Origin of the sequence: Foetidibacter luteolus, assembly GCF_009650435.1 — a bacterium.
Taxonomy (GTDB): domain Bacteria; phylum Bacteroidota; class Bacteroidia; order Chitinophagales; family Chitinophagaceae; genus Foetidibacter; species Foetidibacter luteolus.
Genome location: NZ_VVIP01000003.1, coordinates 148187 through 159343, shown reverse-complemented (window position 1 = coordinate 159343; position 11157 = coordinate 148187). Strand labels below are relative to the sequence as shown.

The 11157-nt window shown below is 45.3% G+C and carries 9 protein-coding genes and 1 riboswitch; of the genes, 6 read left to right on the top strand and 3 right to left on the bottom strand.

Going from position 1 to position 11157, the window contains the following annotated elements; translation table 11 throughout:
• Nucleotides 1-257: 257 nt before the first annotated feature.
• The 3 genes from F0364_RS00795 to F0364_RS00785 all read left to right on the top strand — a co-directional run bounded on the left by F0364_RS00795 (nt 258) and on the right by F0364_RS00785 (nt 3677).
• A complete protein-coding gene (locus tag F0364_RS00795) occupies nt 258-1289 on the top strand; it encodes a radical SAM/SPASM domain-containing protein (protein WP_153795835.1) in 1032 nt (343 codons plus the stop codon).
• Nucleotides 1290-1625: 336 nt separating this feature from the next.
• Nucleotides 1626-2075 (top strand): MarR family winged helix-turn-helix transcriptional regulator, encoded by a 450-nt coding sequence (locus tag F0364_RS00790; protein WP_153795834.1) that lies wholly within the window; start codon nt 1626-1628, stop codon nt 2073-2075.
• A gap of 27 nt (nt 2076-2102) precedes the next feature.
• A complete protein-coding gene (locus F0364_RS00785; RefSeq protein ID WP_153795833.1) occupies nt 2103-3677 on the top strand; it encodes a glycoside hydrolase family 10-like protein in 1575 nt (524 codons plus the stop codon).
• A 23-nt stretch (nt 3678-3700) separates the two neighbouring features.
• On the opposite strand, the gene F0364_RS00780 is transcribed toward F0364_RS00785, so the two are convergent.
• Nucleotides 3701-4141 (bottom strand): type I restriction enzyme HsdR N-terminal domain-containing protein, encoded by a 441-nt coding sequence (locus tag F0364_RS00780; RefSeq protein ID WP_153795832.1) that lies wholly within the window; start codon nt 4139-4141, stop codon nt 3701-3703.
• 461 nt (nt 4142-4602) lie between these two features.
• Here F0364_RS00780 and F0364_RS00775 point away from each other — a divergent pair, with 461 nt between their 5' ends.
• Both F0364_RS00775 and F0364_RS00770 read left to right on the top strand, forming a co-directional pair.
• The gene (locus F0364_RS00775; RefSeq protein ID WP_153795831.1) at nt 4603-5373 is read left to right on the top strand and encodes an AMP nucleosidase; all 771 of its coding nucleotides are present in this window, start codon (nt 4603-4605) and stop codon (nt 5371-5373) included.
• A complete protein-coding gene (locus tag F0364_RS00770) occupies nt 5373-7082 on the top strand; it encodes an ABC transporter ATP-binding protein (RefSeq protein ID WP_153795830.1) in 1710 nt (569 codons plus the stop codon). Before F0364_RS00775 ends, F0364_RS00770 begins: the two co-directional genes overlap by 1 nt.
• 21 nt (nt 7083-7103) lie before the next feature.
• Here the strand turns inward: F0364_RS00770 and F0364_RS00765 are convergent, their stop codons facing one another.
• Together F0364_RS00765 and F0364_RS00760 are read right to left on the bottom strand one after the other, a co-directional pair.
• Nucleotides 7104-8321, bottom strand: coding sequence for a T9SS type B sorting domain-containing protein (locus F0364_RS00765; protein ID WP_153795829.1), 1218 nt, complete (start codon nt 8319-8321; stop codon nt 7104-7106).
• Nucleotides 8322-8442: 121 nt separating this feature from the next.
• A complete protein-coding gene (locus F0364_RS00760) occupies nt 8443-9423 on the bottom strand; it encodes a glycosyltransferase (RefSeq protein ID WP_153795828.1) in 981 nt (326 codons plus the stop codon).
• Between the two features lie 526 nt (nt 9424-9949).
• Here F0364_RS00760 and F0364_RS00755 point away from each other — a divergent pair.
• Nucleotides 9950-10549, top strand: a complete 600-nt coding sequence (locus F0364_RS00755) for a trimeric intracellular cation channel family protein (protein WP_153795827.1) — start codon at nt 9950-9952, stop codon at nt 10547-10549.
• A 226-nt stretch (nt 10550-10775) separates the two neighbouring features.
• A riboswitch (SAM riboswitch) is annotated at nt 10776-10908 on the top strand.
• Nucleotides 10909-11157 lie beyond the last annotated feature (249 nt).

Sequence of the window (11157 nt, the reverse complement as noted above, 5' to 3'; positions counted from 1 at the left end):
ATACTCCTCAGGGCTACCCTAATATTGGGGATGATTTGCGCTTAATCCATTGCCTGTTGCATTTTTTTTGAAAATATGCCAAATAGCTATCAGACTAACCTAAAACAGAACGGCGCATTCTGAAAAATTGCCGGGGCTCGTGCGCTGTCAAATGATATAAAAAGATCAAAAAAACAGTGGTTCGAATATTTGAAATGTTCCGATAGGCATCTTCCTGAATCTCATTTAACCCGCAAAGCTTACTTTTGCAACATACTATGGCATACTTTAACTGGAATGATAGTGTGAATTTACTAAGCAAGCTTACGCTTCGCCGTGCCTGGAATGCCACAAAAGTGTATGGCAGTTTTCAGCTTAGCAAGTTTAAAAAGAAGCCGGTGCAGTGGGGTTATCCTGTATCTATCTCGTTTGAACCCACTACATCCTGCAACCTGCGCTGCCCGGAATGCCCCAGCGGCCTAAGGGAGTTTACCAGGCCTACAGGCATGCTTAAAAAAGATTTTTTCAGGGAAACCATAGATGATATTTATAAAGACCTGCTATATCTTATTTTCTACTTCCAGGGCGAACCCTTTCTCAATCCCGATTTTTTAGACATGGTAAAGTATGCGCATGACAAGGGCATTTACACCGCTACTTCTACCAACGCCCACTACCTTACTGATGAAAAAGCAAAAAAAACGGTGGAAAGCGGTTTAGACAGGCTGATTATTTCCATAGACGGCACCACACAGGATGTTTACCAGCAATACCGTGTTGGCGGCAAGCTGGAGAAAGTGCTGGCCGGCGCCCGCAACATTGTTAAATGGAAAAAAGAACTGAAAAGTAAAACACCTTTTGTTTTCTTCCAGTTCCTGGTGGTAAAACCCAACGAACACCAGGTAGAAGATATAAAACGCCTGGCCAAAGAGATAGGGGTAGACCAGGTACGGTTTAAAACCGCACAGGTCTACGATTATGAAAACGATCCTAACCAGCTTATACCCACTACTGACAAATACAGCCGCTACCGCAAAGACAAAAACGGCAACATGCAAATTAAAAGCGGCCTCAATAACCATTGCTGGAAGCTGTGGCACGCCAATGTAATTACCTGGGACGGCCTGGTTGTGCCCTGCTGCTTTGACAAGGATGCCATGCACCGCCTGGGCAACCTTAAAATGCAGTCTTTTAAAGAAATATGGCAAAACGATAATTATAAACAATTTCGGAGCGAATTAATGACAAGTCGAAAAAATATAGATATTTGTGCTAACTGTAGTGAAGGACTGACCGTCTGGGAAGACTAAACATTACCGGTTGATTGCTTGTTTTCTGCATATCTCCTGAAAAATCTCAAACTCTGGCAACCGCCCCCGAGGATAAAGTTAACTTATGCAACATGCCATGCTTGCTTTTTAACTACGCAAAAAGCCTGCTTACAGATGATTATTACATGTAAGTGCCGTTTAAAGTGCCGGCGCAAGGGCCTGTAAATAATTGTATTTGTCGTGGCATTAATATTTTATTACCAAATAATTGTTGATGGTAATATTTAAAATAATTTGGTATATCCTTTGACATAACACCAATTCCGGCCCTGCTGAAATTATTAACCCTATTATAAAGTAAAAACATGCTAAGCCATGGGTATATCATTAGCTATTCAACAGACAGGTTACCGGAATGAGTATCAAAAAGCGATGATTAATGTTATTTACACCTCCAACTGGTTCCAGGAACGAGTAAAAAAGATTCTGGAGCATGAGGATATTACGCCACAGCAGTACAATATTCTCCGCATTTTGAGAGCTAGTAAAACACCATTAAGCACGTTACAGATACGGGAACGGATGCTTGACAAAATGAGCGACACCAGCCGCATAGTAGACAGGCTGGTAATTAAGAAACTGGTTGACAAAAAAACATCCCTGGCAGATAAGCGCCTGGTAGATGTTACCATTAACGAAGCAGGGCTTGGTTTGCTTGAAAAACTGGACCAGGAAAACGAGCAGATTGACGGCCTTGTTGGCGGAATTTCTGATGATGAGGCTAAAACGTTAAATATGCTGCTGGACAAAATAAGGAATAGGTAGCAGCGTTTTGGCTTATATCTTCGCCGCATGAACAATAGAGCAGGCTTTTTTACTTTTTCATTACCCGTTTTAATTATCCTTACAAGCCTGTCCTTGCTGGCTGGGGCTCAACCCAAATTTGAGTTTCGTGCTGTTTGGATAGCTACCGTGGAAAACATTGATTGGCCCAGTAAAAAAGGCCTGCCTGTTCAGCAGCAAAAGGCAGAATTTATCCGTATTCTTGATATGCACCAGCGCAACGGCATGAACGCGGTTATCATGCAGGTTCGTCCGGCCGCGGATGCGTTTTTTCCTTCCTCTTACGAGCCCTGGAGCGAGTACCTTACCGGACGGCAGGGCACTGCGCCCAGCCCCTACTACGACCCTCTTCAGTTTATGATAGAGGAAACCCATAAGCGTGGCATGGAGTTTCATGCCTGGTTAAATCCATACCGTGCGGTTTTCAATGTAAGCAGATCTTCAATAGCTGCAAACCATATCACCCGTGCACATCCCGATTGGTTTGTTACCTATGGAGATAAAAAATATTTTAACCCCGGCGAACCGGCGGTTATTGCCCATGTCACGGATGTGGTGAAGGATATTGTGAGGCGTTATGATGTTGACGGGATACACATGGACGATTACTTTTATCCCTACCGTATTAACGGAAGGGAATTTCCTGATGAAGCAGCATACCGCAAATATGGCAACGGACTTACCAAAGATGCATGGCGCCGCAGCAACTGCGATAGTATTGTTAAGTCAATCTACTTAGCCATACAAGCCACCAAACCGCAGGTGAAATTTGGCATCAGCCCGTTTGGGGTATGGCGCAACAGCAGCCAGGACCCCATGGGAAGCGAAACCAAAGCAGGCCAGACCAATTACGATGACCTTTACGCCGACATACTCTTATGGCTGGAAAACGGCTGGATAGATTATGTAGCGCCTCAGCTTTATTGGGAAATTGGCCACCGCCTTTGCGACTACGAAGTACTGCTTGACTGGTGGAGCAAACATACTTATGGCCGCCACCTGTATATTGGCCACGGCGTTTACCGCGTGTACGAAAACCCTACCAAAGCCTGGCGCAGCCCCATAGAAATTCCTGACCAGATAAGGTTTTTGCGGGACTATCCCGAAGTGCAGGGCAGCGTTTATTTTAGCAGCAAAACTTTTGAGTATAACCCCAACGGCTGGTGCGACAGCCTGCGTGAGAACTATTACCGCTACCCGGCCATTGTACCGCCCATGCCCTGGAAGGATACTGTATTGCCTTTAAAACCAGCCATTGTAAATGCTACCGATGGCACCGGCAGTTTTGCCGGTAAAGTGCTTAAAATTGATGCAGGGGAAATTGTAGCTGACAGCACCGTAAAAGCCTATGCAGTGTATTGCTCCAACAACTTTAGTACGCTGGGCCAGCAACTGTGGTATGTTTTTGCCTGTCAAGGCAAAAAAACACTTGCGTTTGACATATGGGCCAGCAGCATTCCGCCGGAGTGGAACAATTGCTACGTTGCTGTAAGCAGCATCAGCAGGAATAATAATGAAAGCCCGCTGAGCAATGTGGTGGAATACATTAAGACAAACAGGGGATGGATGCTACCCAGGCAGTAAAACACAGTCTGCTTTTTACAATTTCACACCACCTGCCAATGCGGAAAATGTTTCAGCGCTATCAAACCATTGCCGTCTTTTTGCCAGGCATAGCAATAGCTGCCATTGGTTACGCATAAGTAATTAACCGGCATAGCCATGTTATACATAAGCACCTGCTTTAACACGGCCTCAGATAAATCAACATGCATCTCTTTGCATTCAACCAGCATCAGCGGCTCATTGTTTTTATAAATAAGTATGTCGCAGCGTTTCTTTATATCGTTTAGCAGCAGCTCTTTTTCAATACCTATAAGCGAAGCAGGATACAATTGTACCTGCAGCAGGTACTGAACAAAATTCTGCCTTACCCATTCTTCAGGTGTAAGCCTTACCCATTTTTTCCGCACTTCATCAAAGATGTATTCTTTGTTATCTTCCTGTTTAATGCGGTAATTGTGTGGCGGGTAATGTATCTTCAGCATAAGGCAAAAGTAAAGGCTGGCAGCGAACAGGCAACAGGTGTCGCCCCGGGTGAGGGATTGCAGCGGTTACCCCGCTGAAGGCTTTGTGCGGCGGCTTTGTGGCGGAGTAATAGCGGAAAGCCCGACCCCTTGCGCAGCTTGGGGGCACCCCCAAGTACGAAATCTGAAGTACGAAGTACTTTTTTATGTAAGATGTTTGATGTGGGATGTAAGATGTACCTGCACCGGCTGCCGCACAATGTCATTAAGTTAAGCTGTCAGCCTGAGCCTGTCGAAGGCGGATTGGTAAAAAAGCGGCTTACATAACCCCGGTTTCGACAAGCTCAACCTGACATTCCTTCCTTAACTTAATGACATTGGGCTGCCGCATGTGCTAACAATATCGCCAATGCAATAACGGCCTGCTTATATTTGCAGAATTTATCTATACATAACCCTTCATTAACCTCAAACATCAGGATATGAAAACAAAAGAAGAAATTATAACCAATTGGCTGCCCCGCTATACCGGAGAAAAACTGGAAAATTTTGGCAAATACATACTGCTTACCAACTTTAGCAATTATGTGCAGCTTTTTGCGAAGTGGAATAATGTGAAAGTTATTGGCCACGATAAGCCTTTTCAGTGCGCTACGGCAAATGGTATCAGCATCATCAATTTCGGCATGGGCAGCCCCGGCGCCGCCACGGTGATGGATTTGCTGAAAGCGATAGACCCTGAAGCCGCGCTGTTTTTGGGCAAATGTGGCGGATTAAAAAAACGCAACAAACTGGGCGACCTTATACTGCCCATAGCAGCCATAAGGGGCGAAGGAACTTCCAACGATTATTTTCCGCCGGAAGTGCCTGCACTGCCGGCTTTTGCTTTGCAAAAAGCCATTTCAACCACCATACGCGATTACCAGGTTGATTACTGGACAGGTACGGTTTACACCACCAACCGCCGCGTTTGGGAACATGATGAAACTTTTAAAGCCTACCTGCAACGCATAAGGGCTTATGCCATAGATATGGAAACGGCCACTATTTTAATGGTGGGCTTTGCCAACAAAATACCTACCGGCGCTCTGTTGCTGGTTAGCGACCAGCCGATGATACCCGAAGGCGTTAAAACAGAAGAAAGCGATAAAAAGATTACCAGCAAATACGTGGAACAACATTTAAAAATTGGCATTGACTCCCTGAAACAACTGATTAATGGAGGTTTAACCGTAAGACACCTGCGATTTTAATGCCGCCACCACTTTTAACCATACAAAACCTTTCGGTTGGTTTTACCGGCAGCAACGGCACAACAAACGCCCTGCATGATATAACTATTGAAGTTAACCGTGGCGAACTGGTAGCCATTGTTGGTGAATCCGGATCGGGTAAATCTGTTACCTCTTTATCCATTCTTCAATTGCTGCCCACGCCGCCTGCAGTTTACAGCAGCGGGAAAATATTGTTTACCGACAACGACAGCACAACTGATTTATTAAAAGCCAGCCCCGCGGAAATACGGGAAGTACGCGGTAACAAGATAGCCATGATTTTCCAGGAGCCAATGACATCGCTAAACCCGGTGTACACCTGCGGCAACCAGGTAACAGAGGCGATACTGGCACATAAAAACCTGCCGGCAGAAGAAGCACGACAGCAGGCGCTGGAGCTTTTTAAAAAAGTACAGTTGCCCTACCCTGAACTGATTTACAATAAATATCCCCATGAGATAAGCGGCGGCCAGAAACAACGCGTAATGATTGCCATGGCCATGAGCTGCCAGCCCTCTCTGCTGATATGTGATGAGCCTACCACCGCACTGGATGTAACTGTGCAACAAAACATCCTGGAACTTATTAAACAACTGCAGTTGGAAAACAACATGGGCGTGATATTTATTTCTCACGACCTGGGCGTAATTGCCAACATTGCAGACAAGGTGGTAGTAATGTATAAAGGCCGTATTGTGGAACAAGGTATGGCCGGGCAGGTTTTTAAACATGCTGCACACCCTTACACAAAGGCTCTGCTGGCATGCAGGCCGGCGCTTTATGATAAGCATGAACGCCTGCCGGTAGTAAAAGATTTTTTGCCCGAAGAAAATACAGCACCAGCAACCCCTGCAAAGGCTGCAGAGATAAAACCGGTTGTACATCATACTTTCCGGCAGCCATTGTTATCTGTACACAACCTGCGGGTATGGTATCCTGCTGAAAAGAATTTTTTTGGCAAACCGCTGAGCTATATAAAAGCGGTGGATGATATAAGTTTTGAAGTGTACAGTGGAGAAACCATAGGCCTGGTGGGTGAATCCGGCTGCGGCAAAACTACCACCGGCCGGGCCATTGCCGGCTTGTTGCAGCCTACAGGCGGCAACATAGTTTTTGACGGTGAAGACCTTGTTACCGCCGGCAAGGCTGTGTGGAAAAAGATAAGGAAAGACATACAGATTATTTTCCAGGACCCCTACTCTTCGCTTAACCCACGCAAAACAGTTGGAGAAGCCATAGCAGAGCCATTAAAAGTGCATAACCTGTACGCATCTGCCGCCCAACGCAGGGAATATGTAATGGCCCTTTTGCAAAAAGTAAGCCTGCTGCCGGAACACTATAAGCGCTACCCGCATGAGTTTAGCGGCGGCCAGCGCCAGCGCCTAGTAATAGCCCGTGCCCTGGCATTACAGCCCCGCTTTATTATTTGCGATGAAAGTGTATCCGCACTGGACGTAAGCGTTCAGGCACAGGTGCTTAACCTGCTGAACGATCTGAAGAAAGAACTGGGCTTTACCGCCATTTTTATATCGCACGATTTATCTGTGGTAAAATACATCAGCAACAGGATTATCGTAATGAACAAGGGCCGCATAGAAGAACAAGGCAATGCAGAAGACATCTACTACCGACCAGCCAATGCTTATACACAAAAATTAATAGCGGCAATACCGGCCATGCCTTATTAGGCAGGCAATACCCGCTGCGCCTTACCGTATTAAAACAAGTGTTCCTTTCATAAGTTCCTGCACATTGCCATCGCCTGTATAACTGAAGGTATAAATGTACGTGCCAGGGGGCTGCTGCGTACCATTAACAGAACCATTCCATCCTTGCTGAAAATGATTGGTTTCAAAAATTTTTTTACCCCAGCGGTTATAAATGCACAATAAAGACTTGCCGGAAGGGATAAGCCCCAGTGGCCTGAAAACGTCATTTAACCCATCCGCGTTAGGCGTAAAAGCGCTGGGCAGCCATACGTTGCAATATCCTTTGCTTATGAGTACGGAAGTATCTGTATAGCAGGAATCAGACGTGGATATATGTATGCGGTTAACGCCTTCCGCTACATTGGTAAACAGTCCGCTGTTATTGGTAATGCTGTTGTTTAAGGTATAGGTATAATCAGCCGCATTGCCCGGCATGGTTACCTGTATAAAAGAAGGAATGTTGCTACCCAGGCAAATGTTGCGCTTTTCCAGCTTATCTATCACAAGCCCTGCCACTTCCCCGTTTTCGGCGCTGCTGGCGGCGTCAAAATACTCCCCCTGTAAAGTGCAGCGGTTGCCAAGCGGTTTCCTGTTTTCCATATCCAGTTCAACAAGCTGCGTAGTACCTGCAGATGCCGCCAATGCAAACACTTTGTTGGTATTGCAACTGCCGGAAATGCTGGTAAGGCCATATACATTAAACTGCGGCAGCTTCATGTACTCCCGGCTTACTGGTGTGGGCTCCAGGGTTATTTCAAGAATCATATCCGGTAAGGCAGCCAGGTACAGTTTGTTGTTATAAAAAATCATATCACCGGCAGGCGAAACCGGCAATGGAAATACCTGGAACGTTTTATTGTAAGGGTTAACTTTTATAATAGCGCCATCCGCGGCGCCGTACAGTATTCCATCCGGGCCAACAGTAAGGGAATTAACCATGGCCATATCCATCACCTTCTCGCACTTTGAAGTATTGCTGAGAAAGGTTCTGAACAAACCGTTGGCCGAGAGTATATACAAGGTATCCGAAGAAATAGCAATGGAAAAAAAATCAAGCATGCAGGGTATGGATATATTACGTACACTACAGCCCGAAGAAGTTACCGTTATCTCTCGTACGCCGTTAGGCAGGTTGGCATAAAATTTTTGCCCGCTGCTTTGTGCAGTAAAAGCAATCAATAGAATAAGAAAGGCAACAAATGTTTTTAAAGGCTGCATATGTTAACAATCAAAGGCCAATTGTTCCTGTGAATGTAATATATATCGCCAGTATATACAGCAGGTAATGTATAAACCGTGGGTAACGGCGTACCATTGCACAACTATGCCGTATAACCGGTTAATTAAAGGGTAAAAATTTTTCCTGCTGCACCTGCTGCAATATGGGGGCAACAGGGTTAAGTGTGTAGCCGTTCAATACCTTTTCATACAGGCTTACATATTTACCTGCCATGTGGCCGGCGGTAAAATTATCCATAACATATTCGTGGCAAGTTTGCCTGCTATAGCTGTTAATGCGCTGTAGTGCGTATGCAAGTTCCGTGGAGCTGTGCGAAAGAAAGCCTACTTCCTCATTAACCAGTTCGGGCAGCGAACCATAAGGTGTAGCAAACACAGGGCAGCCAAAATAAAGGCTTTCAATAATGGCTATGCCAAACGGTTCGTGCCAGCGTACGGGAAAAAGCATGGCCTTGGAGTTGTTGATGATGCGGTTCTTTTCCTCCCCGCCTTTCATGCCGTAAAAATGTACACGGGGGCTAAAAGTAAGCCTGATACCCTGGTTAAAATTAAACCTCACCCCTCCTACCACATGCAGCGGTAAGCGGGCTTTGGCGGCCACTTTTATAGCGCCCCTTACATTTTTTACACGCCAGGCGGCATCCCCCAAAAAATGAATGTATTTTCTTGCGTTATCCAGCACGGGTACGCCATAATCTTCAGGGTCAATACCGTTATGCACAAATATGTTACTGCCAAACCTTGTGGCGTGATTAGCAGACACAAAGACAGTATTTACATCCAGCGGTTGACGGTGGTTCATATTGCCATGCATGGTAATAATGTACGGCAGTGCCGGCTGCTCGCTGGCGCCGTGGTTAAGGTGAATAACATCCACTCCCGCCGGCACCTGGCTGTTTAATGGCTGCGCCGGGTTGTATTCATACACATCAGCAAAAGGGCAATGCGAGCCTTTTGCCACCAGGTACGATACTTTGTGCCTCATTTTTACAAGGGCCTTGCCCAGCCACCAGATAACCCTTTCTGTCCCGCCATATTTTAGCGCCGGTATAACGGTATTGTTAACAATAAGTACGTGCACAAAACAATTTTATGTGCGGAAATATAAGTACAAAGTTTTACCCATTTAAAATAACAGGAAATTTTGGGGGTGTCCCTCGTACCTCGGGCCGGGCTTTCCGCTATTACTCCGGCGCAAAAGCTCTGCTGCCAGGGCCTCACCGGGGTAACCGCTTCAATCCCTCACCCGAAAGTGTAACAAGCTGCATATTTGCAGGCAGGCTCAACGTCAAATATCTTTTTTGAGGCTAATTTCGTTGCGTTGATGCTATATCATTTCACAGTATTAGATGACTTTATAGAACAATTAATTTAATCACATCTTCAAGTTTAGTAAGCGTTGATGATGAAAATATAATTGCTGAGGTTACAGTAGTGCAAAAGCTCAATCAGGGCGTTAGAAAGAAACGTGTTGTATATCGTTTCTTTCTTGACTTTTTTTGTTACTTTTTTGTGTCAAGCCTGTCCCGGACTTGTTCCGGGGACAAAAAAGTAAAACAACGTTCTCACTTTACATACTGGTAAATGCGGCCTAAGTTTATTATTCTATGACTTTGCTAACTATCATCACTCACGTAGGTATTTTCATCTTTGCCATCACCGGGGCATTTAAAGCACGAACATACCGTATGGATGTTTTTGGCGCTGCGGTACTTGCATTTGTTACCGCGTATGGCGGCGGCACTGTAAGAGACCTTCTTATCAATATCAGGCCTTATTGGTTAAGCGACAATATCGCCTTGATACTTGTGTTGGCCTCAACAATCATTACTTTCTTGTTCCGGCGTAATTTCCGGCAATTCAGAAAAATCATATTCTTTACTGATGCCGCAGGCATTGGCCTGTTTACTGTGGCCGGTATTGAAAAAAGCCTGCAGGCCGGCATTGACAATGTAAACGCCATTCTTATGGGTATGATTACCGCCACGTTCGGGGGCCTGTTGGCAGATTTGCTTTGCAACACCGTACCCAACTTATTGAAGCGGGGTGAACTCTATGCCACTGCCTGCGCCATTGGCGGTATTATTTACATAGCACTTAAACAAACCGCCATCAGCGATAATGCCAACCTGCTTATTTGCGTGCTTATCATTGTGGGCATAAGAATTTATTCCAAGCGTAAAAGGTTAATGCTACCGGATATATAATTCAATGTCGTTAAGCTGTCAGCCTGAGTTCCGAAACTTCGGAATCGAAGGCGGATTGGTAAAAAGCGGCTTGCATAACCCGGTTTCGACAGGCTCAACCTGGCATTCGTTTCTTTAACCAAACGACATTGATATATAATTGCCTGTTTGCGCAGGGTTCGCCTGCAAATAATTTTTTTGTTCCTTTCACATTCAGCCCTTTATCTTTGCGCCCAGTTCTTTAAAATACTTATCAAGAAAGGCAGAGGGAATTGGCCCGATGAAGCCTTGGCAACCCTTGCAGTTAACTCAACTGTAAGAAGGTGCCAACTCCATCCCGTTGTTATGCACAGCATGGCAGGTACGGGAAGAGATAAGTCAGAGTACAAGTTTGAAATAACTGCCTCAAGATATTCAAGCCTGCCTGACTTACCAGGCAGGCTTTTTTTATGATGAGCAGGTAACAGGTAATAGTAGATACAAAAGTATTCAATCCTTCAAATTCAGTATTCCTTGTTCCTTGTTCAATATTTTCCTCCGCTTCCTTCCCTACAAGTTTTTACAGAACCTGTCTAAACAACCATTTTTAACCGCTTCACAACTTAACAAACCAGTGAAGCAAAATTCAT

Bases quoted from the DNA above. Each gene is read 5' to 3' on its own strand.
- F0364_RS00755 (WP_153795827.1), top strand. From the start codon at position 9,950: ATGACTTTGCTAACTATCATCACTCACGTAGGTATTTTCATCTTTGCC.
- F0364_RS00780 (WP_153795832.1), bottom strand. From the start codon at position 4,141: ATGCTGAAGATACATTACCCGCCACACAATTACCGCATTAAACAGGAA.
- F0364_RS00790 (WP_153795834.1), top strand. From the start codon at position 1,626: ATGGGTATATCATTAGCTATTCAACAGACAGGTTACCGGAATGAGTAT.
- F0364_RS00795 (WP_153795835.1), top strand. From the start codon at position 258: ATGGCATACTTTAACTGGAATGATAGTGTGAATTTACTAAGCAAGCTT.
- F0364_RS00765 (WP_153795829.1), bottom strand. From the start codon at position 8,321: ATGCAGCCTTTAAAAACATTTGTTGCCTTTCTTATTCTATTGATTGCT.
- F0364_RS00775 (WP_153795831.1), top strand. From the start codon at position 4,603: ATGAAAACAAAAGAAGAAATTATAACCAATTGGCTGCCCCGCTATACC.
- F0364_RS00770 (WP_153795830.1), top strand. From the start codon at position 5,373: ATGCCGCCACCACTTTTAACCATACAAAACCTTTCGGTTGGTTTTACC.
- F0364_RS00785 (WP_153795833.1), top strand. From the start codon at position 2,103: ATGAACAATAGAGCAGGCTTTTTTACTTTTTCATTACCCGTTTTAATT.